Origin of the sequence: Streptomyces sp. NPDC052225, assembly GCF_040679615.1 — a bacterium.
Classification (GTDB): Bacteria; Actinomycetota; Actinomycetes; order Streptomycetales; family Streptomycetaceae; genus Streptomyces.
In genome coordinates, this window is record NZ_JBFAVD010000001.1 from 406,410 (window position 1) to 431,427 (window position 25,018).

Sequence of the window (25,018 nt, forward strand, 5' to 3'; positions counted from 1 at the left end):
CTTGTGCGGTCGCGGTCGCGGTCGCGGTGGCGGTGGCGATCACCGTCGTGGGCGTGTCGTTTCACGTGAAACGACGGATGTTCGTCAGCGCGTCGCGCCCGTGACAGCCCAGCGGCCTGAGCGGTAGCGGGTCCAGAGGGTCAGCATGCGCACCGCCATCATCAGGGTCATCGCTCCCCACACGGCGGTCAGACCACCGCCGAGGACCGGAACCAGCAGGGCCACCGGTGCGAACACCGCCAGCGTGATCAGCATCGCCCAGGCCAGGTACGGCCCGTCGCCTGCTCCCATGAGCACACCGTCGAGCACGAACACGATGCCGCAGATGGGCTGGGACAGCGCCACGACGATCAGGGCGGGCAACGCCGCGTCCTGGACGGCCGGGTCGCTCGTGAACAGCGGGACGAAGAGCGGTCGGGTCAGGACGAGAAGGATGCCGAGGACGATCCCCGCCGCGATCCCCCACTGCACCATGCGGCGGCAGACGTCCCGCGCTCCTGGCGCGTCGTCGGCGCCGAGGTAACGGCCGATGATCGCCTGCCCCGCGATGGCGATGGCGTCCAGGGCGAAGGCCATCAGGCTCCACAGGGACAGGATGATCTGGTGGGCGGCCACGTCCGCGTCGCCGAGCCGGGCAGCGACCGCCGTGGCGATCATCAGGATCGCGCGGAGCGAGAGCGTACGGACCAGCAGCGGCGCCCCCGCCTTGGCACAGGCCCGGATCCCGGCCACGTCCGGGCGCAGGGAGGCGTGGTGACGCCGGGCTCCACGGACGACCACGACCAGATAGACGGCGGCCATGGCGAACTGGGCGATGACGGTGCCCCAGGCGGAACCCGCGATGCCGAGCCCGGCGCCGTAGACCAGCGCGACATTGAGCACGCCGTTGGCGACGAAGCCGGCGATGGCCACATAGAGCGGGGTCTTCGTGTTCTGGAGGCCGCGCAGGACTCCGGTCGCGGCCAGGACGACGAGCATGGCGGGGATGCCGAGTGCGGAGATGCGCAGATACGTGACCGCGTACGGTGCGGCGGTGTCCGATGCGCCGAAGAGCTGCACCAGCCCCGGGGCGGTGGGCAGGACGACGGCGATGACGGCGACGCCGAGGAGCAGAGCGAGCCAGATGCCGTCCATGCCCTGCTGGATCGCGGCGCGCAGATCACCCGAGCCGACGCGGCGGGCGACGGCGGCGGTGGTCGCGTAGGCCAGGAAGACGAAGACGCTGACCGCGGTCGTCAGGAGGGCCGAGGCGATGGCGAGTCCCGCCAGCTGCGCCGTGCCGAGGTGCCCGACGATGGCGCTGTCCGCCATGAGGAAGAGGGGCTCCGCGACGAGTGCGCCGAAGGCCGGAACGGCGAGGGCGACGATCTCTCGGTCGTGCCGACGGCGGGCGGCTTTGGGTGTCGCGGGAGCCTGTGTCATGCCCACCAATCTAATCTTCCACAGGTAAGAGATGCAATGCCATGTAGACCCTTACTTGTGGCCGTCTTCCGCGTGTCGCGGGACGCTCCTCCGAAGGATCTTGGGCCGACTGGGAAAGTTTTTCTTCTGCACAGCCGGTGGACGGGAAAAGCGCAGGTCACGTCCTGTGTGTGGAAGTGGCTGAGGGCTTGTTCACAGGCCTGTCCACCGGGTCGTGCACAGGTTTTCCCCGGTTCTCCACAGCGAGAGGCCCGTCATCCACACCGCCTGTGGATAACCAGATTGGCTGACGGTGCCCGCGCGCCTAACGTGGTGCGGCGCCCACCCTGTCCCGCGCCCTCGGAAACCTCACAAAACCGACGCGTCGCAACCGGAGTCGGGCCCCCTATTTGTCAGTGTCGTGCCGTAGGAATGACAGCACGGCGAGGTCCGCTCGGCGGACGGGAGGAGGTGGCCCGGTGAGTATCTCCGAGCCCTTGGACGACCCCTGGGCCGACAGCGGTCCCAGTGATCGTCTTCCCCCTTCCCGTAAGGGCCGGGGTGGTGCCCGTGGCCAGGGCGACCAGCACGAGCGGGGTCGCGAGGACAGCGGCTGGGACGACGGTCCCGCCACGTTCGAGCGCGTACCGCCGCAGGATCTGGACGCCGAGCAGTCCGTGCTCGGTGGCATGCTCCTGTCCAAGGACGCCATCGCCGATGTCGTCGAGGTGCTCAAGGGCGCCGACTTCTACAAGCCCGCCCACGAAACGATCTTCCAGGCGATCCTCGACGTCTACGCCAAGGGCGAGCCGGCCGACCCGATCACCATCGCCGCCGAGCTGACCAAGCGCGGTGAGATCAACAAGGTCGGCGGCGCATCGTATCTGCACACCCTCGTCCAGACGGTCCCGACCGCTGCCAACGCCGAGTACTACGCGGAGATCGTTCACGAGCGGGCCGTGCTGCGCCGGCTCGTCGAGGCCGGCACGCGGATCACGCAGATGGGATACGCGGCCGACGACGACGTCGACGAGATCGTCAACAAGGCGCAGGCCGAGATCTACGCGGTCACCGAGCAGCGCACCAGCGAGGACTACCTCCCGCTCGGCGACATCATGGAGGGCGCGCTCGACGAGATCGAGGCGATCGGTTCGCGCAGCGGCGAGATGACCGGTGTGCCGACCGGCTTCACCGACTTCGACTCGCTGACCAACGGTCTGCACCCGGGCCAGATGATCGTCATCGCGGCCCGACCCGCCATGGGTAAGTCCACACTCGCCCTCGACTTCGCGCGCGCCGCATCGATCAAGCACAACCTGCCCAGCGTCATCTTCTCCCTCGAAATGGGGCGCAACGAGATCGCGATGCGTCTGCTGTCGGCGGAGGCGCGCGTCGCGCTGCACCACATGCGGTCGGGCACGATGACGGACGAGGACTGGACGAGGCTCGCGCGCCGCATGCCCGAGGTCTCGGCCGCGCCGCTGTACATCGACGACTCCCCGAATCTGTCGATGATGGAGATCCGTGCGAAGTGCCGTCGCCTCAAGCAGCGCAACGACATCAAGCTCGTGATCATCGACTATCTGCAGCTGATGCAGGCCGGTGGATCGAAGCGGTCCGAGAGCCGACAGCAGGAGGTCTCGGACATGTCCCGAAACCTCAAGCTGCTCGCCAAGGAGCTTGAAGTCCCGGTGATCGCGCTCTCGCAGCTGAACCGTGGTCCCGAGCAGCGCACGGACAAGAAGCCGATGGTGTCCGACCTGCGTGAGTCCGGCTCCATCGAGCAGGACGCCGACATGGTCATCCTGCTCCACCGCGAGGACGCGTACGAGAAGGAGTCACCGCGCGCGGGCGAGGCCGACATCATCGTCGGCAAGCACCGTAACGGTCCGACGGCCACGATCACCGTCGCCTTCCAGGGCCACTACTCCCGCTTCGTGGACATGGCGCAGACCTGATCCGCAGCAATTCGGTCGACGCGGGCCGATGAGCGGGGTGGACTGAGGGCATGACGATGCCCCCTGAAGAGTTGTTGCCCACCACGCGCCGCGCGCTTGTGCACCGTATCGCCGTGGCTCAGAGCGAGGGGCGTTCACCGTCCCTCGTCGCCGCGGTCGCCCGGGACGGGCAGGTGGTGTGGACGGGATCCCGTACCTCGGTGGACGGGCACGGGCCTGATGAGAACGTGCAGTACCGGATCGGCTCGATCACCAAGACGTTCACGGCCGTGCTGGTGATGCGTTTGCGTGACGAGGGGCTCCTCGATCTGGGAGACCCGTTGGAGAAGCACCTTCCGGGCACCGGCGCGGGGGAGGTCTCCATCGCCGAACTCCTCGCGCACACCGGTGGGTTGGCGGCCGAGACGCCCGGTGAGTGGTGGGAGCGCTCGTCGGCCGCGCTGCGCCCGACCCTGGGCGACGTCCTTGGCGAGCGGCCGTTCCGGCATCCGGTCGGCCGCCGGCACCACTACTCCAACCCCGGCTACACACTGCTGGGTTCGCTGGTGGAGAAGGTGCGCGGCGTCCCCTGGGAGCAGGCTCTGCGGACGGAGATCCTCGAACCGCTCGGCCTGAGCCGGACCAGTGCCCAGCCGCAGATGCCGCATGCCGGCGGGTGGGCCGTCCATCCGTACGCCGACGTGATGATGCCGGAACCCAGCGAGGACCTCGGCCTGATGGCGGCCGCGGGCCAACTGTGGTCGACCACCAAGGACTTGCTCGCGTTCGCCGCTTTCCTCATGGCCGGCGACGAGCGGGTCCTGAGCGCGGAGTCCGTACGGGAGATGCGGGCGCCAGCCGCGCCCGCGCTGCCCGGCAGCGGCGAGTCCTCGTACGGCCTCGGTATGCAGGTCCTGACCGCGAACGGGCGGACGCTGGCGGGACACAGCGGGTCGCTGCCCGGGTTCGTGGCGGGGCTGTGGCTGAGCGAGGAGGACGGCCTCGCCGCCGTGGTGCTGGCCAACTGCACCTCCGGGGTTCCCGCGGCGACCGTGGCCGCCGACCTGCTGGTGACCGTCGCCGAGGCCGAGCCGCGCATCCCCGAGCCGTGGCGCCCCCTGCCCGAAGTGGACGTCTCCGTACTGGGGTTGGCGGGCCCCTGGTACTGGGGTACGCAGGCTGTGGCGCTGCGGCTCACCACGGAGGGCGGCGTCGATCTGGGGCCCGTGGCCGGTGGTGGGCGTCGCTCGCGCTTCCGGGCGAACGGTGACGGCACCTGGACCGGGCTCGACGGCTACTACGCGGGGGAACTGCTCCAGGCGGTGCGGCGGCCGGACGGCTCGGTGAGCCACCTGGACCTCGGCTCGTTCGTCTTCACACGGAAGCCGTACGACGAGGACGCTCCGGTGCCGGGTGGTGTGGACCCGGAGGGCTGGCAGGGGATGCCGCAGTAGACGCGATGCGTCGTTTCACGTGAAACGGCCCGTCGTTGTTTCACGTGAAACAACGACGGGCCGTTCTGCGTAGCCGGAGGCATCGCAGCGGCGGCTTTACAGCTGCATCTTGAACCCCACGTGCGAAGCCTCAAAGCCGAGGCGCTCGTAGAAGCGATGGGCGTCGACGCGGGTGGCGTCGGAGGTCAGCTGCACCAACTGGCAGTCCTGGCGCCGGGATTCGTCGACGGCCCACTCGATGAGCAGGGTGCCGAGACCACTGCCGCGCTCGTCCGCGTGGATGCGTACGCCCTCGATGACCGAACGGGTGGCGCCCTTCCGGGAGAGCCCGGGGATGACGGTGAGTTGCAGGGTGCCGACGACGCGGCCCTCGCGCACGGCGACGACGAGATGCTGGTTCGGGTCGGCGGCGAGGCGTGCGTGAGCGGCGAGATACGGCGCCAGGTCGTCCGGCGACTCCCGCTGGGCGCCGAGCGGATCGTCCGCCAGCATCGCGACGATCGCCGGAACGTCCTCGGCCGCGGCAGGCCTGATCTCAAGATCTCCCATGGCCGCAGCCTAAGCGGGACGCCCCGTGCGGACCAGGGCTTTACGCGGGGACGCGGAGGGCTTCGACGGCCCTGACCAGCGGAGCGAGCTCGGGGTTCTCGGCGGCGGCGTCGAGCGCCTCGCGCAGTGCCGCCTCGTTGGTCGGCCGGGCCTCTTCGAGGAGCTTGAGGCCCGCCTCGGAGACGTTCGTGTAGATGCCGCGCCGGTCGGTGGGGCACAGGTAGCGCGCGAGGAGGCCGCGGTCCTCGAGGCGCGTGACCAGGCGGGTCGTGGCGCTCTGGCTGAGGACGACCGCGTCGGCGACCTGCTTCATCTGAAGGTGGCCGCCCTCCCCGTCGTGCTGTCGGCTGAGGACGTCGAGCAGGGAGTACTCGCGCACGCTCAGGCCGTGTCCGGCCTGGAGGGCGCGCTCGATGTGGGCCTCGATCCTCCCGTGCAGGAGGGAGAGCGCGCACCAGCCCTGGGAGAGGGCGGTGAGTGCGGGGTCTGTGGCGGTCATGGCTCGTGGATCCTCCGTCCCGGAGCGGCTGTGCACCAGGATAGTCGATGCACGCGATTGCCCGCGTTTGCAATTAACCAGCGTCTGCAATTATTGTGAGGTCTCGTAAAGCGCACCCGCAACAGTCTGGGAAGGTGAACCCCATGCCTCTCGCGCTCCTTGCCCTCGCGATCGGGGCCTTCGGGATCGGAACCACGGAATTCGTGATCATGGGATTGCTCCCAGAGGTCGCGGGCGACTTCGGCGTCTCCATCCCCACGGCCGGATTCCTCGTGACCGGCTACGCCCTCGGCGTCATGTTCGGCGCCCCGCTGATGACCGCGCTCGGCACCCGCATCTCCCGCAAGCGGATGCTGATGCTCCTGATGGGCCTCTTCATCGTCGGCAACCTGCTCTCCGCTGTGGCCCCCGTCTTCGCCGTGATGCTGATCGGCCGCGTGGTCGCCTCGCTCGCCCACGGCGCGTTCTTCGGCATCGGCTCCGTGGTCGCCGCCGAACTGGTCGCCCCGGAGAAGAAGGCCGGAGCGATCGCGATGATGTTCACGGGCCTGACCGTGGCCAACGTCGTCGGCGTCCCGCTCGGCACGCTCATCGGCCAGTCCGTCGGCTGGCGCGTCACGTTCACGATCGTCGCGGCGCTCGGGGTCGTCGGCCTCCTCGGCATCGCCAAGCTCGTACCCGACCTGCCCAAGCCCGAGGGCGTGCACCTGCGCCACGAGCTGGCCGCCTTCAAGAACGTGCAGGTCCTGCTCGCCATGGCGATGACGGTGCTCGGCTTCGGCGGGGTCTTCGCCGCCATCACCTACATCACGCCGATGATGACCAACGTCGCCGGATTCGCCGACGGCTCGGTCACCTGGCTGCTCGTCCTCTTCGGGCTCGGCATGGTCGGCGGCAACCTCATCGGCGGCAGGTTCGCCGACCGGGCCCTGATGCCCATGCTCTACGTCTCCCTGAGCGCCCTGGCGATCGTGCTCGGCCTCTTCACGGTGACCGCGCACAACAAGGTCCTGGCCGCGATCACCATCGCCCTGATCGGCGCGCTCGGCTTCGCGACGGTGCCGCCGCTGCAGAAGCGGGTCCTCGACCAGGCCTCCGGTGCCCCCACGCTCGCCTCGGCCGTCAACATCGGCGCCTTCAACCTCGGCAACGCGCTGTCCGCCTGGCTCGGCGGCATGGTGATCGCCGCGGGCCTCGGCTACACCGCCCCGAACTGGGTCGGCGCCGCGCTCGCCGCCGGAGCCCTCGTCCTGGCCGTCCTGTCCGCCGCCCTGGAGCGCCGCTCACCGGCCCCGAGCCCGGTCGTCGCAGGCTCCGCCCAGCGGCACGCCGAGCCGGTCCACCACTGACCCGTACCCCTGCCGACGGGGCCGACGACGTCCCCGCACCCTGAACGACCCGCCCCCCCCTGAACAACCCGCACCACCCTGCAAGGAGAACCCCCGCATGAGCACCACCACGGCCGTCACCCCGCTGACCACGCAGGACGCCGAGGCCCTCGTCACCGCCGCCGCTCGCGCCGCCGAGGAGGCCGGAGTCACCGTCAGCGTGACCGTCCTCGACGCCGGCGGTCACCTGCTCGCCTTCCGCCGCGACGACCGCGCCGTACTGATCTCCGGCGAGACGAGCACCCGCAAGGCGTACACGGCTCTCCAGCTGAACGCACCGACCGCCGACCTCGTCGACCTGGTCAAGCCCGACGGCCCGTTCCACAGCCTGCCCACCGCTCTCGACCGGCCGCTGCTGTTCATCGCCGGCGGTCTGCCGGTCCACCGCGACGGCCGCCTCATCGGGGCCATCGGCGTCGGCGGTGGCGCCCCCGAGCAGGACCACGGGTTCGCCACGGCGGCCGTGGAGTCGCTCGCGTAGTGCCGCCCCCGGGACGAGCCCGCCCCAAGTTCCGCTGCGAAGGCGGTACTTGGGGCGGGCTGTGTGCTGTGTGGGCTGTGCTCAGCCGGCGGCGACGGTCAGCGGCGCGAAGCGGCGGGTCCAGTCGCCGGGCAGGTCCGGGGCGCCGAGGTTCATCACCGCGTTCAGGCTGATGCCCTCGAGGCCGCGCTCCTTGACCCAGGCGAGCAGCTCCTCGTGGCGTACGTCGATGTCGGTGCGCAGCGGCCGGTCCGTGCCCGCCGCGAGCGAGGCGACGAGGGCCTTCGCGGTCTCGGTGTCACGGGCGATCAGCGGGCCGACGACGTGCGTGTCCATGTTGGGCCAGGCGGCCGCGTAGCCGATGAGCTCGCCGTCGGCCTCCGCCACGCGCAGCTGGTCGGCGAAGGCCGGCAGGCGCGTGATCACGTGCGTGCGGTCCGGGCCGAACACCTCGGCGTCCAGGCGCACGATCGCCGTCAGGTCCTCGGCGGTCGCCGGGCGCGTGGCGACGCCGGGCACCGCACCGCCCGGGGTGAACCGTCCGCGCACCATCTCGGCCTGTCCGGTGACCTTGAAGCCCAGCTCCTCGTAGAGCGGGCGCCCGTACGGCGTCGCGTGCAGCGTCAGTGGCGTCGTGCCCGCCCGCTCCAGTGCGTACCGCATCAGGCGCCTGCCGACCCCCTGGCGCGCGTGCCGTTCGGCGACCAGGACCATGCCGATCGCGCCGAGCTCGGGGCGCTCCTGAGGGCCGTACTCGGTGACCACGAAGGCCCCGACGAGTCCACCGTCGGGGTCGTCGATGCCGTAGCCCGTACCGGCGGTGAGCAGCAGTCCCCATTTGTGTTCTTCGCGGGGCCACCCCCGGTTCTCGGAGAGGTCGGCGCAGGCGAGGACGTCGCGGCGGGTGAGACGGCGGATGGGAAGGCCGGAGAGGGAAGGTGTCGACACGCAGGTCAGGCTGTCGGACTCAGCCCGTCGCGTCCACCGCTTTGGGCGCAGTGACCCGGTGCTTTCGGCCACGTCGGGTCAGACCCCACGGCTTGAGCACCGAGATCGCCGTCATGAAGACGTACGACGCCAGGGAGACGATCGGGCCGGCCAGCAGATCCGCGGCACGCGGCACCTGGCCCCCTGCTGAGATGGTCGCCACCGCGTCGTCGACGCCCGGCCGCAGGACGAGGACCGAGGCCGTGGTGGTGGCGAGGGTCAGCCAGAATTTGACGTAGATCCACCGGTGCCGGGCCAGTCCCCATGGCGTGCCCAGCGAGAGCACCAGACCGCTGAGCAGCGTCAGCAGCGCGAGCGGGATCACCAGCCAGTCCGCGAAGAGCTTCATCGAGCGCGCGGAGGCCTCCACGGCCGGACCCGCCCCGGTGGTCGTCGCCGTGACGGCCAGCGCGAGCAGCCCGAGCGTGACGCCGAGCCAGCAGGCGGACGCGGCGACGTGCACGACGAGGAGGGCCCGGCGAGGGCGGCGCTGAAGTTTCACGTGAAACACCGTGCCGGGAACGACCCGACGCGGCGTCTGACGGGGGGAGTAACCCTCCCTACTAGCCTCGGCGTACATGACGCGACCGAGACTGCACCTCTTCGACCTCGACGGGACGCTGCTGCCCGGCACGACCGCGCCCGTCCAGATATCCCGGCAACTCGGCCTGGAGGCCGAGGCGCTCGCCCTCGACGTCGAGATCGGAGCGCAGCGCATCGGCCCTCCGGAGTACGCGCGCCGGATCCATGCCCTCTGGTCGGGGCTGACGGCCGACCATGTCACCGCCGCGTTCGACGGCGCGCCCTGGCTGCAGGGCATCCGCGAGACGTGGGCGCAGATCCGGGAGCACGGCGACTACTGCGCGGTCGTCTCGCTGTCGCCCTCGTTCTTCGTCGAGCGGCTCACTGGCTGGGGCGCCCACGCGGCGTACGGCTCCCGTTTTCCCGCGGTGCCGTTCACCGAGCCGGTCGACCCGGCCGGAGTGCTCAGCGCGGCGGCCAAAGTGAAGATCGCGGACCGGCTCTGTGAAGAGTTCGGGGTGGAGCGGGCCGATTGCATTGCGTACGGGGACTCCCTGTCGGACGTGGAGCTTTTCGCCACGGTGCCGGTTTCGGTGGCGGTCAATGCGGATCAGCACCTGGTGGGACTCGCCACGCACTCGTATGTGGGGCGTGATCTGCGGAAGGCGTACGAATTGGTGCCGCGCGACCGGTAATTGAGAATTTCGGAGAGCCTGAGGCGCGCTTAATCGGCGCTTAAGCCGGGAGGGGCTTGTGACACTTCCGGCGGCCGGTATGGTCGACTCCGGTTCCCGCCGTGTGCATGGAAGACACCGGGGAAGACGCCTGGAGGGCGGACGCAGGCCACCGCAGCCTAACCGGACGGAGAGATCGAAAGCTGGCACTTTCCGCTTTGCGTTCTGTGCAATGGCGCCCGACGGCAGGCTGCAGTGAGAGGACTGCGGGCAATGTCACATTCTTGCCTTACTTGTCCGTAGCGGGCGGGAATGCAGGGTTCAATGTGGGCCGCATTGTCCGGTGAAGCCCGCATGACATGAAGCGACAGACGGGGGAAAACCCGCTGCTTCCGTTCGCAGAAGAGCACGGAAGAGCGCGGACGTACGCAGACCGACCGAGAGATGTTCGAGGCGAGGCACAGCATGGACGCTCCGACCACTACGTCGGCCGGTTCCGACCCGGGCGACGGGGGCGGCTGGTTCACGCCGCGCACGACCGCCGGACCGGATCCGGCCCTTCCCGGCCGCCCCGAGCAGGACGAGAGCCGAATACCCCAGCCGCGCACGGCCGGGCCCGCCGCCGAGCCGCGCCCCCAGCGCTCGACTCGGCCGAACGCCTCCCCCGACGCGCTCCTCGTCCGGCGCACGATGGAGGAGGTCGGCCCGGTCGCCGACAAGGTGACCTCGTACTTTTACGCGCTGCTCTTCGTGCGCCACCCCGAGCTGCGGCAGTTGTTCCCCGCCGCCATGGACACCCAGCGCGACCGCCTCCTGAAGGCCCTGCTGACCGCCGCGGAGCACATCGACAACCAGGACGTCCTGGTCGCGTACCTGAAGAACCTCGGGCGCGGCCACCGCAAGTACGGCACGCAGGCTGAGCACTACCCGGCCGTCGGCGAGTGCCTCATCGCCGCGCTCACCCGGTACGCCACGACGACCTGGGACGCGCGGACCGAGGCCGCCTGGGTCCGTACGTACACGGCGATCTCCCAGATCATGATCGACGCGGCGGCCGAGGACGAGCTGAAGGCGCCGGCCTGGTGGCTCGCCGAGGTCGTCTCCCACGATCTGCGCACCCCTGACATCGCTGTCGTGACCGTCAGGCCCAACCAGCCCTACCCCTTCCTGGCCGGGCAGTACACGACGCTGGAGACACCGTGGTGGCCGCGGGTCTGGCGGCACTACTCGTTCGCCGCGGCGCCCCGCTCGGACGGGCTGCTCTCGTTCCACGTGAAGGCGGTGCCCGCGGGCTGGGTCTCGAACGCCCTGGTGCACCGCGCCCGCCCCGGCGACGTACTCCGCCTCGGGCCGCCCGCCGGCTCCATGACCGTCGACCACGCCACGGACGCCGGACTGCTGTGCCTGGGCGGCGGTACCGGCATCGCCCCCATCAAGGCGCTCGTCGAGGACGTCGCCGAGCACGGGGAGCGGCGCCCGGTGGAGGTCTTCTACGGCGCCCGGACCGATCACGACCTGTACGACATCGACACCATGCTGCGGCTCCAGCAGACCCACCCCTGGCTGTCGGTCCGCCCGATCGTCGACCACCACCTGCAACTGCCGTACGCGGTGCGGGACTACGGCCCCTGGAACGAGTACGACGCCTATCTCTCGGGCCCGCCCGGCCTGATCCGCAGCGGTGTCGACGCGCTGCGCGACATCGGCATCCCGGTCGACCGCATCCGGCACGACTCGGTGGAGGACCTGATGGCGGCTGCGAACTGAGGCGCCCGTACGGTCCGGTCAGCCCAGATCGGGCGCGTGCATCGCCCGTACGCCCTCGATGTTGCCGTCGAGGTAGTGGCGCAGGGACAGCGGTACGAGGTGGACCGAGGCGATGCCGACGCGGGTGAAGGGCACCCGGACGATCTCGTACTCGCCGCACGGCTCCTCGACCTCGGGGCCGTGCCGCTGGTCGGTGTCCATCGACTCCAGCCGGCAGACGAAGAAGTGCTGGACCTTCACGCCGGTCGCGCCGCCGTCCTCGCCGATGTGCTCGACGGTGTCCACGAAGCAGGGCACCACGTCGACGATCTTGGCGCCGAGTTCCTCGTGCACCTCGCGGTGCAGGGCGTCCACGACGGTCGTGTCCTCCGGCTCGACCCCGCCGCCGGGGGTCACCCAGTACGGATCGACGCCGGGCTTGGTCCGCTTGATCAGGATCAGGTCGTCGCCGTCGAGCAGAACGGCGCGTGCGGTGCGCTTGACCACGGGTCGGACGGTCATGGGAGAAATGTGGCCCGGCTGGTTCCACGTGAAACATCCCGCACCGCCCGCGCCCGCGCTCACGACCAGTCGACAGCAGCGCGCAGCAGCCACTCATGCGCCCGCGCGATGTGCGGCAGGGCGAGTGTGCCGGTGCGTACGACCAGGAAGTACGTGCGCAGGGGCGGCACGGGCGGGTCGAGCAGCGCCACGATCTCGCCGCGCTCCAGGGCCGGGGCGCACAGATAGCGCGGCAGGACCGCGAGGCCCGCGCCGGCGATCACGCAGGCGAGCACCGCGCGCAGGTCCGGCACGACGACCGTGCCGGAGGCGACGGGCCGGGCGTCGAAGACCGCGGCCCAGTAGCGGGCGACCAGGGGCAGTGACTCGTGGACCTCGACGACGGGGAACTTCTCCAGCGACGGCGCCGCGTCGCGGTGCAGTTTGCCGGGGCCGATGCGGGCGGCCCAGCGCGGGGCGGCGACCAGGACGTGCTCCTCGTCGCAGAGCGGAGTCGCCGTGAGCAGGGCGCCGCGCGAACGGGCCGTCGTGATGGCCAGATCATGATGTCCCGCGGCGAGCCCGTCCAGGACCTCCTCGGCGGTGCCGAAGGACGTGCGCAGGGCGACGCTGTGGCCGTCATCGCGGGTCAGTGCCGTGAGGGCGGGAAGAGCGCGCTCCGCGGTGAACTCCGGCGGCCCCGCGAGGTGCAGGGTGCGGACGGAGGACTCCACGTCGAGCCCGGCCTCGGTGATCTCCACGAGGGCGTCGAGATGCGGGGCCGCCTTGTGGGCCAGCTCGTCGCCGATGCTCGTCGGGGTCACGCCGCGTGCCTGGCGCAGGAACAGAGGGCGCCCCAACTGCCGCTCCAGGGTGCGGATCTGAGAGGTCACCGCGGGCTGCGAGAGGCCGAGCAGGGCGGCGGCACGGGTGAAGGACCCGGCCCGATGGACCGTCACAAAGGTGCGCAGCAAAGCGAGATCCATGCGCCTCCCCCACCTCCCGGCCCCCGGGTCGCGCCCAACTATAAATATGTCGATAGGTCTCTGTCGCTACCGTGATTGGACACTGACACAGAGTCAACTAGCCTTGTTTGCGCGGTTCTTCGCGCGCAGAACCGGGACGGTCCGAGCCACGAGGGGGGAGGCTCGGACCGTCCGTTGTGCGTAGCCGGGTACTAGACGGCCGCTGAATTCACCGTGTCGCGCACGGCGTCGAGCAGCCCGTCGCACGCCGCCTCGACGCTCTTGAGGCACTCCTCGAAGCCGCTCATGTCGCCGTAGTACGGGTCGGGGACGTCCAGGTCGTCGCCGGCCGCGGGATCGTACGAGCGCAGCAGCCGGATCTTCTCCGCGTCCTCAGGGCGCGCGGCCAGGCGGCGCAGGGTGCGCTGATGACCCGTATCGAGAGCGATCACCAGGTCGAGCCGGTCGAACCAGTCGCGGCGGAACTGCCGGGCGGTGTGGTCGCTCGTGTAGCCGCCCTCCTCCAGGACGTGGACGGTGCGCGGGTCGGCGGGGTCGCCCTCGTGCCAGCCGTCCGTGCCCGCGCTGTCGACCTCGACGAGAGCGGAGAGCCCGGCCTCCTCGACGCGGGCGCGGAAGACGTGCTCGGCCATCGGCGAGCGGCAGATGTTGCCGGTGCAGACGAAGCAGACGCGGAAGGTCATCGGGCGCCTCAGTCGTTGTCGGGCAGCACGACGTTCAGCGCCCACGAGACGATCGAGATGATCAGGCCGCCGAGGATCGCGGTCCAGAAGCCGTCGACGTGGAAGCTCAGGTCGAGCTGGTCGGCCAGCCACGAGGTCAGCAGCAGCATCAGGGCGTTCACGATCAGCGTGATCAGGCCCAGCGTGAGGACGAAGAGCGGGAACGTGAGGAGCTTGACGATCGGCTTCACCAGCACGTTGACCAGGCCGAAGATCAGCGCCACCAGGATCAGGGTGCCGATCTTCTTGCCGGTGCTGTCGCCGGTCAGCGTGATCTTGTCGAGCACCCAGACCGCGACGGCCAGGGCCCCCGCGTTGGCGATCGTCTTGACTACGAAATTCTTCATGTGTCTGATCGTGGCAGACGAGACCGGTGACGACGTGAACAGCGAGGACGACGACGGCGATGAAGGCTTTCCGGCTGGACGAACTGGAGGCGGAGCGCGCCGCCAACGACGGCGCGTATCTGCAGTTCCTGCGCGAGCGGAACATGTCGGTCGGGCTGTACGCGCTGAACGCGGGGGAGCACGACCCGCAGCAGCCGCACCAGCAGGACGAGGTGTACCTCGTGGTCAGCGGCCGCGCCTCGATCACGGTCGGGATGGAGACCACGCAGGTCGGCCGCGGCAGCGTCGTCTACGTACCGGCCGGCGTCGCTCACAAGTTCCACCACATCAGCGAGGATCTGCGGGTCCTCGTGGTGTTCTCTCCCCCGGAGAGCTGACCCCCGACCCCGGGGTTCCCTAAGGGGTGGGTCAGGGGAGGACAAGGGATCGCGAGGCCCCATCCGGGCCCGCGCCGTGTCAGCATCGGGTGCAGGACGTCACAGGAGCCCCGGCAAAGGGGCTCGCAACCGAAGGAGCGAGGGCAGTGCGAGAGATATTCGCGGGCATGCCGTGGTGGGTGAAGTGGGTCGCGGTGCCGGTCATCGCCCTGGTCGTGTTCGGCGGGCTGATCGCCAGCGTCGTCGGCTTCGTGATCGGACTGCTCTTCAAGGTGCTGGTGTTCGCTGCCCTCGTGGGCGGACTCATCTACCTCGTACGGAAGTTCATGGCGGGTTCGTCGTCGCGCAGCGACTGGTGAGTCCGGGCGGGGTGCAGGGTCCCGGACGGCGATGAGGGCTTCCTTGGTTGCGTCGTGCGACGGTTCGCACGACCGGGGGAAGTTTCCGTTCCGGGCCCGCACGAAGCGGTGGCCAAGGGTTAAAGTCCGGAATCCGACGGCTTCATCCCCGTGAGCCCCGGGTACGCGGGGAGACCCACGAGCATCGGGAGTGAACCGTGGCCACGGCTGACACCGCACCCGCCACCCAGCAGACGCTCATCGGCTCCGTCCAGCGGGCCATGCGGTTGCTCGAGGCGGTCGCCTCGCACGACGAGGGGGCGCCTGCCAAGCAGCTCGCCCGGGAGGCGGGGCTCGCCCTCCCCACGGCGTACCACCTGCTGCGCACCCTCGCCCACGAGGGCTATCTCCGCAAGGAGAACGGGGTGTTCGTGTTCGGCGACGCGACCGAGCGGCTGAGCAGCAGCGGAGCGCAGCAGAATCGTCGCGGCATGATCACCAACGCGCTGCGGCACTGGCGGGACGTCATCGGTGTCCCGGTCTACTTCGCGGTCTACCGCGAGGGCGAGATCGAGGTCGTCGCCGTCGCCGACACCCCGGCCAATCCGGCCGTCGAGGAATGGGCCGACTTCCGCGAGACCGGCCATGCCCACGCGATCGGCCAGTGCCTGCTCTCGCAGCTCGACGAGGAGGCCCGCCGCGACCACCTCGACCGCTACCCCCCGCAGTCCATCACGCCGTACTCGGTACGCGACGAGCGCTCACTGCTGCGCAAGCTGAGCACCGTGGGGCGGATGGAGCCCCTGATCGAGCGTCAGGAGTACGCGCTGGGCGCCGCCTGCGCCGCGTTCCCGATCACCATCGGGTCGACCGCGGCGACTTTGGCCATTTCGCTCCCTTCCCACCAGGCCGAGAAACTGCTTCCCGCCGCACGCCTGTTGCAGCACGAGATCGGAAACCTCGTAGGGACACTCGCCTTCTCTATCAGCATCTGAAAACTCACTCCTTGTGATCCTCCGTGTACGTTGAGCAAGATGCCAGCAGTGTCAGGAAGGTCATTCCTGGCCAATCGACGGCAAGTTGACGGGGTAGGCGATGCGCGAGTCGGTACAAGCAGTTCAGGCAGAGGTCATGATGAGCTTCCTCGTCTCCGAGGAGCTCTCCTTCCGTATCCCGGTGGAGCTCCGGTACGAGGCCGGGGATCCGTACGCCGTGCGGCTGACCTTCCATCTCCCCGGAGACGCGCCCGTGACCTGGGCGTTCGGCCGGGAACTCCTCGTCGACGGGGTCAACGGGGCCAGCGGCGACGGCGATGTGCGGATCTCCCCGGTCGAGCTCGCCGGGGGCAACGCCGGTGAGATGCCCGGCGAGGTGCACATCAGGCTCCAGGTCGGCATCGACCAGGCGCTGTTCCGGGCCGGGGTCGCCCCGCTCGTCGCGTTCCTCGACCGTACGGACAAGCTCGTCCCGCTCGGTCAGGAGCGGGCGCTCGCCGACTTCGAGACCCACCTCGACGAGGCCCTCGACCGGATCCTCGCCGAGGAGCAGAGCGCGGGCTGAGCCGTTCCCCCGGCCCGGCCCTCGCAGACGTAACGCTTCAGCAGCACGGTGCCCCCGAGCCGTACCGTGCGCTCAGCGCTTGCGTCGGCGGCCCCTGCCACCGCGTACCGGAGCGGCCCTCTCGGGCCCGTGGGACCCCGGGCGGTCGGCGGACACGACCAGGGCCGCCAGGGCGGTCGTGACCGGAACGGACGCCACCAGGCCGATCGAGCCGACCAGCGTGCGCACGATCTCCTCCGCCACGAGCTCGCTGTTGGCGACGTCGGTCACGCTGCTCTGCGCGATCGAGAAGAGCAGCAGGAGCGGCAGGGCCGCGCCCGCGTACGCCAGGACCAGGGTGTTGACGACGGACGCGATGTGGTCGCGTCCGATCCGGATGCCCGCCCGGTACAGACCGCGCCAGCCCATCGTCGGATTGGCCTCGTGCAGCTCCCAGACCGCCGACGTCTGGGTCACCGTCACGTCGTCCAGGACGCCGAGCGAACCGATGATGACGCCGGCCAGCAGCAGACCGCTCATGTCGATGTCCGGGTACAGGCCGTGGATCAGGCCGGTGTTGTCGTCCGTGTTGCCGGTCAGCGCTGCCCAGCCGATGAACAGGGACCCCAACAGCCCGATCAGCAGCAGCGATACGAGCGTGCCGAGCACCGCCACCGAGGTGCGGGCCGACAGGCCGTGACACATGTAGAGCGCGATGAGCATGATGGCGCTCGCCCCGACGACCGCCACCACCAGCGGATTCGAGCCCTGAAGGATCGCGGGCAGGATGAAGAACGTCAACACGAGGAAGCTGACCGCGAGCGCGATCAGCGCCATCAGGCCCCGCAGCCGGCCCACCACGACCACGGCCACGGCGAAGATCCCGGCGAGCAGCGCCATCGGAAGCTTGCGGTTCACATCGGTGACCGAGTACTGCAAGTTCTCAGGGGCGTCGGGCGCGTAGGCGACGATCACCTTCTGGCCCTCGTGCAGCTGCCGCGGCGAGTCCGGCTGGACGACCTCGGTGAACGTACGGCCCTTGTCCTTGCCGGTGTCGACGCGGATCGTCGCGTTCTCGCAGGTCCCGTTGGCCTGTTGCTGCGCGGACGAACCCTCGGCCGTGGAGGTGTCCCCGGTGGGGGTGTCCCCGGAGGCGTTCACGGACTTGCAGTCGACCTTGTCGACCTGGGTCACCGTGGCCTGCTGCGTCTGCCGGTCGAAGCCCACACCGGTGCGCTCGTGCGCGGGGGCGCCACCGGGCCACAGCACCGCCAGACCCACGACGACGGCGACGGAGAACGGGATCAGGACCGCCGCGATGACCTTGCGCAGGTGCTTCGAGACGGGCGTGGCCGGACCGTGGCTGTGGGAGTGCCCATGCGGCGGATGGGACGGTGGGGGCGGGGGCTGCTGGGTGGTGGTCACCGCCCGATCATCGCAAGAACGGCAGGGGCCCTCTGTTCAACGCGTCCGACATGACGCTAGCGTGGAGGCACCTTTGCACACGCGGGAGCTCGGAGCACCGGGCTGAGAGGGCGCTGACCTCCGTATCGAAGCGTGTTTCACGTGAAACGACGTGGAACATCGCGAGACGGATCTCGCTGCGTCGACCGCCGAACCTGTTACCGGGTAATGCCGGCGTAGGGAGTAGGTCTCATGACCACAACGGACGCACGCACGCCTGCCTCCAACCAGGGCGAGAACCTGAACGAGGCCGGGAAGTCCATCGGCTGGCACAAGGGATACGTCACGGGCTCGCGCCCGGACCTCCAGGTGCCGGTCCGTCAGGTGCATCTCACCAACGGGCAGTCGGTCACGCTGTACGACACCTCCGGCCCGTACACCGATCCGACCGTCGACACCGATGTCCGCCGCGGGCTCGCCCCGCTGCGGGAGAACTGGATCATCGCCCGCGGCGACACCGAGGAGTACGCGGGACGCCCCGTCCGCCCCGAGGACGACGGCATCAAGCACACGTCGCCGCGCGGCGGTCTGCGCAACCTCGACGCGGTCTTCCCGGGCCGCCCGCGCCAGCCGCGCCGGGGCCGCGACGGCCAGGCCGTGACCCAACTCGCGTACGCACGCCGGGGCGAGATCACCCCGGAGATGGAGTACGTGGCGCTCCGGGAGAACGTCGCGCCCGAGGTCGTACGGGAGGAGATCGCGGCGGGCCGGGCCGTGCTGCCCGCCAACGTGAACCACCCGGAGATCGAGCCGATGATCATCGGCAAGCGGTTCCTGGTGAAGGTCAACGCCAACATCGGCAACTCCGCGGTCACGTCGTCCATCGAGGAGGAGGTGGAGAAGATGACATGGGCGACCCGCTGGGGCGCCGACACCGTCATGGACCTCTCCACCGGCCGCAACATCCACACCACGCGCGAGTGGGTGCTGCGCAACTCCCCCGTCCCGATCGGCACCGTGCCGCTCTACCAGGCCCTCGAAAAGGTCGACGGCAAGGCCGAGGAACTGACCTGGGAGATCTACAAGGACACGGTCATCGAGCAGGCCGAGCAGGGCGTCGACTACATGACGGTCCACGCCGGCGTCCGCCTCCCGTACGTCCCGCTGACGGCCAACCGCAAGACCGGCATCGTCTCGCGCGGCGGCTCGATCATGGCCGCGTGGTGCCTCGCGCACCACAAGGAGAGCTTCCTCTACGAGCACTTCGAGGAGCTGTGCGAGATCCTCGCGGCGTACGACGTCACGTACTCGCTCGGCGACGGCCTGCGCCCCGGCTCCATCGCGGACGCCAACGACGAGGCCCAGTTCGCGGAGCTGCGCACGCTCGGCGAGCTCAACACCATCGCCAAGCGGCACAACGTGCAGACGATGATCGAGGGCCCGGGCCATGTCCCGATGCACAAGATCAAGGAGAACATCGACCTCCAGCAGGAGATCTGCGAGGAGGCGCCGTTCTACACGCTCGGCCCGCTGACCACCGATGTCGCCCCGGCGTACGACCACATCACGTCCGGGATCGGCGCGGCGATGATCGCCTGGTGGGGCACGGCGATGCTCTGCTACGTCACGCCCAAGGAGCACCTGGGCCTGCCGAACAGGGACGACGTGAAGACCGGCGTCATCACGTACAAGATCGCGGCCCACGCGGCGGACCTCGCCAAGGGGCACCCGGGCGCGCAGGAGTGGGACGACGCGCTGAGCGACGCCCGCTTCGAGTTCCGGTGGGAGGACCAGTTCAACCTGGCTCTCGACCCGGACACGGCACGGGAGTTCCACGACGAGACGCTGCCGGCCGAGCCCGCGAAGACCGCGCACTTCTGCTCGATGTGCGGTCCGAAGTTCTGCTCGATGAAGATCTCGCAGGACATCCGGCGCGAGCACGGCACGACCAAGGCCGAGGTCGAGGCCGGGATGGAGCAGAAGTCGAAGGAGTTCGCCGAGGCGGGAAACCGCGTCTATCTGCCGATGGCCGACTGACGCGTACGCGGGCATGACCAAGGGCTCGGGGCCCGCGCAGTTCGCCCCGAGCCGAGGTCACGGCCCCGTGCCGATGCCGGAGGGTCAGTCCGGCTGGTGCTCGGGGCCTCCGAAGTCCGGACTGGTGAAGTCCGGGCTGGAGTAGCCGGCCCGCTGCCCCGTGGCGGTGCCTCCGCCGTCGGGGCTGCTGAACCCCGGCCGGTTGTAGCCGAGTTGGGGCATGCGGCTGGGGCCACCGCCCCGGCCGCCGCCGAGCGGCGTCCCACCGCTCGGCGGCGGGTCCGCCAGGGCCTCCCGCAGGAACGGCAGGATGCCGCGCTCCAGGAGCGCCTTGCCCCAGACTTCCCTGGCCTGTGCCACCGCCTCGTTCGACTCGCCGTGCGCGCTCGCCTGGAGCGACGTCGCTCCGTTGCGCAGGGCGGTCAGCAGCAGGCAGACCGCCGCGACGAGGATGCCCGCCGCGGTGATGGCGCCGAAGACCCAGCCGAACGCCAGCAGCGTGTCGGCGAAGTCGGGCGCCGGGTGGAGCATCTTCAGGATGTAGCCGACCAGCAGGAAGATCGCGGCGGCCGTCCCGGCGAGGACCGGGGCGAGCACGACGGCGACGGCGGCGACGCCGGGCCCCGTGGTCTCCGCGACCAGACCGATCGTGTTGCTTCCGGACTCCGCGGAGCCGGAGGAGCCTCCTTCGCGTAGCGGACGGACGGGCCGCGGGGCAGCACGCAGTTCCTCACGGACCTTGATGTAGTGCTGGTACTCGGTGGCTGCCGCCGTGCTGATCAGCGCGGCGGCGTTCAACGCCATGGTGCGCAGCTGTTCGGGGTTGAGCCGCCGGCCCACTGCGGCGAGATCAGGGCGGTTGGGTGCGGTACGCAGCGCCTCATCGAGGATCCGCTCGAACTCGGGGCGGTCCTCGTTCAGCAAATGCGGAGCGCTGTTCATGTGCATCCCCCGATGCTCCGTAGGGCTTGGTGACTCGCATGGTTACGAGCCGTCGGGCAGAAACGGAGGGGAGCCTGCTACGGATAAGCCGATGGTAGAGCGGTCACGGCGCGCGGTGACAGGGGGTTTCCGGAAATTGGCCCTGTGGCCTGCCGGATCCTCCGCTTACGCGCCTGCCCGGTGAACTCTCAGATATCCATGGGGAGTTGCTGGACCAGCAGCTTTCCGGCCATGGTCACGCCGCCGTCCATGGCGATGGCGAGACCGCCCGCGTACACGTGCGGGCCCTCGACGACGGGCCGGCTCTCCTCGCCGTCCGCGTCCTCGCCACCGACCTCGCCGAGGAGGTACGGGATCGGGCTGTGGCCGTGCACGACGCGGGAGCCGCCGTAGGCGTCGAGGAGCTCGCGGACCGAGCCCGGCCCGGACTCCTCGTCACGGAAGGCGAACCGCTTCGTGAACTTGCGGAACAGGTCCCAGCACTCGTCCGCGTCGTTGCGCGTGAGCGTCTCGCGGACCGTGTCGTTGACCGCCTCGATCGAGTCGCCGTAGTCGAGGTACGCGGTCGTGTCGGAGTGCATCAGCAGGTGGTCGTCCTCGATCTCGATCGCGTCGAGACGGGACATCCACTGGAGATGGACGTCCTGGAGGCGGTCCATGTCGGACTTCTGGCCGCCGTTGAGCAACCAGGCCGCCTGGAAGGTGGCGGTGCCGGCACCGGAGTTGACGGGGGTGTCGCCGAACCGCTTCGCGCCGAGCAGCAGCAGCTCGTGGTTGCCCATGAGCGCCTTGCAGTAGCCGCCGGCCGCGGCCGCCTCGGCGGACAGCCGCATCACGAGGTCGATGACGCCGATCCCGTCGGGCCCGCGGTCGGTGAAGTCGCCGAGGAACCACAGGCGCGCGGTGCCCGCCGCCCAGTTGCCCTCGGTATCGATCAGGCCCTTCTCGCGGAGCGCGGCGAGCAGCTCGTCGAGGTAGCCGTGCACGTCCCCGACCACGTACAGCGGGCCGAGGCCGTCGGCCTGCTGCGGCGCGGGCTGCTGCGCGATCTCGACCTGCACGGTGTCACCCCGATTGATGACCGGGAGGTCGCGCTCGGTGGGGGTGTACCCGTCCGGGTACACCTCGGCGTCGGGCTCGGGACCGGGGGCAGGGTCGGACGGAACCACGTTCGCCGGTACGTCATGGACGTACGCGGGAACGCGGAAGTCGCGCAGCGTCTCCGTGCGCGCTGCGGGTCCCTGACCGGCCCCCTGAGTCATCGACCCCTCCACCACCATTGCGCCGCCTGTGCACCGGATCGGACTGCCTGGTCGCAGCGGCCCGCGGTGTCGTGCGCCCATCATAGGAATGCGGCTCGCGCTGTGTGATGCACCAGGGGTGGTGAATCGGTGACGGGGGGCTGTTCACCGTGCTTTTCTCCCGAATTGGTGTGGACTTTTCCCCTGAGTCCTTGCCGGTTTCTTTCCCGGCTCCCTCCTGCTTCTTCCGGCTTCGACGGGGTCGACGGGGGTACGGGGGTCAGCCCTGCCCGGGCGAGCGGGGCGGGCTGACGGTGGTGCGGGGCGGACGGCGCTGGGACGAGGTCCGCACGATCAGCTCCGTCGGTATCACCTGCTCGACCGGCTGGTCGGATTCGAGCCCCTCGATGGCGTCGATGAGCAGCTGGACGACGGCCGTGCCGATGCGGCGCGGCTTGAGCGAGAGCGTGGTGATGGGCGGCTCGGTGTTGGCGTACACGTTCGACTCGCTGCAGCACACGAGCAGCAGGTCCTCGGGGACGCGCAGCCCGTAGCGGCGTGCGGCCGCAAGGAGATCCGTGCCGTTGGGGTCGAACAGGCCGTAGACCGCGTCCGGGCGGTCGGGCCTGGCGAGCAACCGGTCGGCCGCGACGGCGCCCGCACAGGGGTCGTGCGCGGGGTACGACTCGTAGACCGGTTCCTGCCCGATCCGCTCGCACCAGCGCAGATACGCGGAGGTGGAGAGGTGGGTGTAGGTGTCGGTGGTGGTGCCGGTCAGGAGGCCGATGCGGCGGGCGCCGGCCTCGGCGAGGTGGTCGAGGATGCCGAGCACGGCGGCCTCGTGGTCGTTGTCGACCCAGGCGGTCACGGGCAGAGTGCCCGCGGGACGTCCGTCCGAGACGACGGGCAGGCCCTGGCGGACCAGCTCGCTGACGACCGGGTCGTGGTCGGAGGGGTCGATGACGACGGTGCCGTCGAGCGCGACGTTCGACCAGACGTCGTGGCGTGAGGTGGCGGGCAGGATGACGAGGGCGTAGCCGCGCGCGAGCGCGGCGGAGGTGGCCGCTCGGGCCATCTCGGCGAAGTACGCGAACTCCGTGAAGGTGAAAGGTTCATCCCCGTAGGTCGTCACGGTCAGGCCGATCAAGCCCGACTTGCCGGTACGGAGCGTGCGGGCCGCCGCGGACGGGCGATAGCCCAGCCGGTCGGCGACCTCGCGGACATGGCGTCGGGTGGCGTCCGGAAGCCGTCCCTTGCCGTTGAGCGCATCGGAGACAGTCGTGATCGAGACCCCGGCGGCGGCGGCAACGTCTCTGATGCCTGCCCGGCTCGGCCGGGTGCCCCTGCGGGTCGTCTCTGCCCGGCTCACCTGGTGCTTCCCTGCTGCTGTCATGGCGAGCCGATAGTAGGGCTCATGCGGCTGCATGGTGGGGGCGCATATGCACGCGTTGACAGGCACGTTTCTGCAAGGTGATGAACCATCAATGACCTTGGAAATCAAGGGAGTTGAGGGTTCTGACGGTGGTACGTCACTTGTCGGTGCGCGCGGGCCTGCCAAGTCGGCGATGTTGCGAGTAGGTCTCAACTCACCTTCACGGGTGATGCGCGCCACGGCGCGAGCCACCGGCGCACGCCAGAGCGGGGAGCGCTCCCCCCTCTCCGTACGCCTTCGCAGGGTCGTGGGATCCGGCCCATTGGGGCGAGCCGCGAATCCTCTTAAGGTGAGCAGTATTGGAACGGTGGCCACAAGGAGGACTGCGGTGAGCGAGAACAACCCCAAGCTGCGTGCCGAGCTGGAGGGGGTCCCCACCTATAAGCCGGGCAAGCCGGCGGCTGCCGGCGGACCGGTGGCATTCAAGCTGTCCTCCAACGAGAACCCGTATCCCCCGCTGCCCGGCGTGATGGAGCAGGCGATCGCCGCGGCCGGGTCCTTCAACCGGTACCCGGACATGGCCTGCACGGGCCTGATGAACGAGCTGTCCGAGCGCTTCGGGGTTCCGGTCGAGCACCTGGCCACCGGCACCGGATCGGTCGGCGTCGCGCAGCAGCTGCTCCAGGCGACCAGCGGTCCGGGCGACGAGGTCATCTACGCGTGGCGCTCCTTCGAGGCGTACCCGATCATCACGCAGATCAGCGGTGCCACCTCGGTGCAGGTCCCGCTGACCGACGGGGATGTGCACGACCTGGACGCGATGGCCGACGCGATCACCGACCGCACGCGCCTCATCTTCGTCTGCAACCCCAACAACCCCACGGGCACCGTGGTCCGCCGCGCCGAGCTGGAGCGGTTCCTCGACCGGGTGCCCTCGGACGTCCTGGTGGTGCTCGACGAGGCGTACCGGGAGTTCATCCGCGACGCCGAGGTGCCGGACGGCGTGGAGATCTACCGGGACCGGCCGAACGTGGCGGTGCTGCGGACCTTCTCGAAGGCGTACGGGCTCGCGGGGCTGCGGGTCGGCTTCGCCATCGCCCACGAGCCCGTGGCAGCGGCGCTGCGCAAGACGGCGGTGCCCTTCGGCGTGAGCCAGCTCGCGCAGGACGCGGCGGTGGCCTCGCTGCGCGCGGAGGACGAGCTCCTCGGCCGCGTCGGCTCGCTGGTCGCGGAGCGCGCCCGGGTCGTGGACGGGCTGCGGGCGCAGGGCTGGACGGTGCCGGAGACGCAGGCCAACTTCGTGTGGCTGCGGCTGGGGGAGCGCACGCTGGACTTCGCGGCGGCGTGCGAGCAGGCCGGGGTGGTCGTGCGGCCGTTCGCCGGCGAGGGGGTCCGGGTGACGGTCGGCGAGACCGAGGCCAACGACATCTTCCTGAAGGCGGCGGAGGCGTTCCGCAAGGAGCTGTGAGCAGCACGGAGCTGTGATCCTCCGGCGGCTCCAAGTCGCCGGGTGCCGCGGCCGGTTCGGCGGGACGACTCCCGTCGGGCCGGCCGTTCGCATGTCCGGGCGCGGG

Annotated in this window: 25 protein-coding genes and 1 riboswitch; of the genes, 12 read left to right on the forward strand and 13 right to left on the reverse strand. The window is 69.9% G+C overall.

Annotation, left to right across the window (positions count from 1 at the left end):
- Positions 1-84: 84 nt before the first annotated feature.
- Positions 85-1,422, reverse strand: a complete 1,338-nt coding sequence (locus tag AB0L37_RS02025; protein WP_365498590.1) for an MATE family efflux transporter — start codon at positions 1,420-1,422, stop codon at positions 85-87.
- Positions 1,423-1,880: 458 nt separating this feature from the next.
- On the opposite strand from AB0L37_RS02025, the gene dnaB reads away from it, so the two are divergent.
- Together dnaB and AB0L37_RS02035 are read left to right on the forward strand one after the other, a co-directional pair.
- Complete coding sequence (gene dnaB / locus AB0L37_RS02030) at positions 1,881-3,359, forward strand: replicative DNA helicase (protein WP_365498593.1); 1,479 nt, start codon at positions 1,881-1,883, stop codon at positions 3,357-3,359.
- Positions 3,360-3,409: 50 nt separating this feature from the next.
- Positions 3,410-4,792: a serine hydrolase domain-containing protein gene (locus tag AB0L37_RS02035; protein WP_365498596.1), complete on the forward strand. Its 1,383-nt coding sequence runs from the start codon at positions 3,410-3,412 to the stop codon at positions 4,790-4,792.
- A gap of 96 nt (positions 4,793-4,888) precedes the next feature.
- Here AB0L37_RS02035 and AB0L37_RS02040 read toward each other — a convergent pair whose 3' ends face one another.
- Complete coding sequence (locus AB0L37_RS02040) at positions 4,889-5,341, reverse strand: GNAT family N-acetyltransferase (protein ID WP_365498599.1); 453 nt, start codon at positions 5,339-5,341, stop codon at positions 4,889-4,891.
- A 40-nt stretch (positions 5,342-5,381) separates the two neighbouring features.
- Entirely contained in the window at positions 5,382-5,840 is a 459-nt protein-coding gene (locus tag AB0L37_RS02045; protein WP_365498602.1) for a MarR family transcriptional regulator, read from the reverse strand.
- 143 nt (positions 5,841-5,983) lie between these two features.
- Here AB0L37_RS02045 and AB0L37_RS02050 point away from each other — a divergent pair, with 143 nt between their 5' ends.
- Together AB0L37_RS02050 and AB0L37_RS02055 are read left to right on the forward strand one after the other, a co-directional pair.
- Positions 5,984-7,189 (forward strand): MFS transporter, encoded by a 1,206-nt coding sequence (locus AB0L37_RS02050; RefSeq protein ID WP_365498605.1) that lies wholly within the window; start codon positions 5,984-5,986, stop codon positions 7,187-7,189.
- 97 nt (positions 7,190-7,286) lie between these two features.
- Positions 7,287-7,709: a heme-binding protein gene (locus AB0L37_RS02055; protein WP_365498608.1), complete on the forward strand. Its 423-nt coding sequence runs from the start codon at positions 7,287-7,289 to the stop codon at positions 7,707-7,709.
- Between the two features lie 81 nt (positions 7,710-7,790).
- Here the strand turns inward: AB0L37_RS02055 and AB0L37_RS02060 are convergent, their stop codons facing one another.
- Together AB0L37_RS02060 and AB0L37_RS02065 are read right to left on the reverse strand one after the other, a co-directional pair.
- On the reverse strand, positions 7,791-8,657 hold the full coding sequence (locus AB0L37_RS02060; RefSeq protein ID WP_365498611.1) for a GNAT family N-acetyltransferase: 867 nt from the start codon (positions 8,655-8,657) through the stop codon (positions 7,791-7,793).
- Between the two features lie 19 nt (positions 8,658-8,676).
- Positions 8,677-9,198 (reverse strand): DUF2269 domain-containing protein, encoded by a 522-nt coding sequence (locus AB0L37_RS02065; protein WP_365498614.1) that lies wholly within the window; start codon positions 9,196-9,198, stop codon positions 8,677-8,679.
- A gap of 76 nt (positions 9,199-9,274) precedes the next feature.
- Here AB0L37_RS02065 and AB0L37_RS02070 point away from each other — a divergent pair, with 76 nt between their 5' ends.
- Both AB0L37_RS02070 and AB0L37_RS02075 read left to right on the forward strand, forming a co-directional pair.
- The gene (locus AB0L37_RS02070; RefSeq protein WP_365498617.1) at positions 9,275-9,913 is read left to right on the forward strand and encodes an HAD-IB family phosphatase; all 639 of its coding nucleotides are present in this window, start codon (positions 9,275-9,277) and stop codon (positions 9,911-9,913) included.
- 423 nt (positions 9,914-10,336) lie between these two features.
- Positions 10,337-11,659: a globin domain-containing protein gene (locus AB0L37_RS02075; RefSeq protein WP_365498620.1), complete on the forward strand. Its 1,323-nt coding sequence runs from the start codon at positions 10,337-10,339 to the stop codon at positions 11,657-11,659.
- A gap of 18 nt (positions 11,660-11,677) precedes the next feature.
- Here the strand turns inward: AB0L37_RS02075 and AB0L37_RS02080 are convergent, their stop codons facing one another.
- The 4 genes from AB0L37_RS02080 to AB0L37_RS02095 all read right to left on the reverse strand — a co-directional run bounded on the left by AB0L37_RS02080 (position 11,678) and on the right by AB0L37_RS02095 (position 14,194).
- Positions 11,678-12,160: an NUDIX hydrolase gene (locus AB0L37_RS02080; RefSeq protein ID WP_365498623.1), complete on the reverse strand. Its 483-nt coding sequence runs from the start codon at positions 12,158-12,160 to the stop codon at positions 11,678-11,680.
- A gap of 59 nt (positions 12,161-12,219) precedes the next feature.
- Positions 12,220-13,125, reverse strand: coding sequence for a LysR family transcriptional regulator (locus AB0L37_RS02085; RefSeq protein ID WP_365498626.1), 906 nt, complete (start codon positions 13,123-13,125; stop codon positions 12,220-12,222).
- 191 nt (positions 13,126-13,316) lie between these two features.
- Positions 13,317-13,808, reverse strand: a complete 492-nt coding sequence (locus AB0L37_RS02090; RefSeq protein WP_365498629.1) for a low molecular weight protein-tyrosine-phosphatase — start codon at positions 13,806-13,808, stop codon at positions 13,317-13,319.
- 8 nt (positions 13,809-13,816) lie between these two features.
- Positions 13,817-14,194: a phage holin family protein gene (locus AB0L37_RS02095; protein ID WP_365498632.1), complete on the reverse strand. Its 378-nt coding sequence runs from the start codon at positions 14,192-14,194 to the stop codon at positions 13,817-13,819.
- Positions 14,195-14,253: 59 nt separating this feature from the next.
- Here AB0L37_RS02095 and AB0L37_RS02100 point away from each other — a divergent pair, with 59 nt between their 5' ends.
- The 4 genes from AB0L37_RS02100 (at position 14,254) to AB0L37_RS02115 (ending at position 16,469) form a co-directional block, all read left to right on the forward strand.
- The gene (locus tag AB0L37_RS02100) at positions 14,254-14,571 is read left to right on the forward strand and encodes a cupin domain-containing protein (protein WP_365498635.1); all 318 of its coding nucleotides are present in this window, start codon (positions 14,254-14,256) and stop codon (positions 14,569-14,571) included.
- A 146-nt stretch (positions 14,572-14,717) separates the two neighbouring features.
- The gene (locus AB0L37_RS02105) at positions 14,718-14,930 is read left to right on the forward strand and encodes a DUF5326 family protein (protein ID WP_365498638.1); all 213 of its coding nucleotides are present in this window, start codon (positions 14,718-14,720) and stop codon (positions 14,928-14,930) included.
- Positions 14,931-15,127: 197 nt separating this feature from the next.
- Positions 15,128-15,904, forward strand: a complete 777-nt coding sequence (locus tag AB0L37_RS02110) for a helix-turn-helix domain-containing protein (protein ID WP_365498641.1) — start codon at positions 15,128-15,130, stop codon at positions 15,902-15,904.
- A 100-nt stretch (positions 15,905-16,004) separates the two neighbouring features.
- Complete coding sequence (locus AB0L37_RS02115; protein ID WP_365498644.1) at positions 16,005-16,469, forward strand: SsgA family sporulation/cell division regulator; 465 nt, start codon at positions 16,005-16,007, stop codon at positions 16,467-16,469.
- Positions 16,470-16,541: 72 nt separating this feature from the next.
- On the opposite strand, the gene AB0L37_RS02120 is transcribed toward AB0L37_RS02115, so the two are convergent.
- Positions 16,542-17,873 carry a YibE/F family protein gene (locus AB0L37_RS02120; RefSeq protein ID WP_365498647.1) on the reverse strand — a complete coding sequence of 444 codons (1,332 nt, stop codon included), beginning with the start codon at positions 17,871-17,873 and terminating at the stop codon, positions 16,542-16,544.
- A gap of 71 nt (positions 17,874-17,944) precedes the next feature.
- A riboswitch (TPP riboswitch) is annotated at positions 17,945-18,112 on the forward strand.
- Between AB0L37_RS02120 and thiC the strand changes: the two genes are divergently transcribed.
- Positions 18,105-19,889 (forward strand): phosphomethylpyrimidine synthase ThiC, encoded by a 1,785-nt coding sequence (gene thiC / locus AB0L37_RS02125; RefSeq protein ID WP_365498650.1) that lies wholly within the window; start codon positions 18,105-18,107, stop codon positions 19,887-19,889. (Overlaps the previous riboswitch by 8 nt.)
- Before the next feature lie 84 nt (positions 19,890-19,973).
- Here the strand turns inward: thiC and AB0L37_RS02130 are convergent, their stop codons facing one another.
- The 3 genes from AB0L37_RS02130 to AB0L37_RS02140 form a co-directional block, all read right to left on the reverse strand.
- Positions 19,974-20,837, reverse strand: coding sequence for a hypothetical protein (locus tag AB0L37_RS02130; RefSeq protein ID WP_365498653.1), 864 nt, complete (start codon positions 20,835-20,837; stop codon positions 19,974-19,976).
- 182 nt (positions 20,838-21,019) lie between these two features.
- Positions 21,020-22,093, reverse strand: a complete 1,074-nt coding sequence (locus AB0L37_RS02135) for a metallophosphoesterase (RefSeq protein ID WP_365498656.1) — start codon at positions 22,091-22,093, stop codon at positions 21,020-21,022.
- 259 nt (positions 22,094-22,352) lie between these two features.
- Positions 22,353-23,465, reverse strand: coding sequence for a LacI family DNA-binding transcriptional regulator (locus AB0L37_RS02140; protein WP_365498659.1), 1,113 nt, complete (start codon positions 23,463-23,465; stop codon positions 22,353-22,355).
- A 367-nt stretch (positions 23,466-23,832) separates the two neighbouring features.
- Here AB0L37_RS02140 and hisC point away from each other — a divergent pair, with 367 nt between their 5' ends.
- Complete coding sequence (gene hisC, locus AB0L37_RS02145; RefSeq protein ID WP_365498662.1) at positions 23,833-24,912, forward strand: histidinol-phosphate transaminase; 1,080 nt, start codon at positions 23,833-23,835, stop codon at positions 24,910-24,912.
- Positions 24,913-25,018 lie beyond the last annotated feature (106 nt).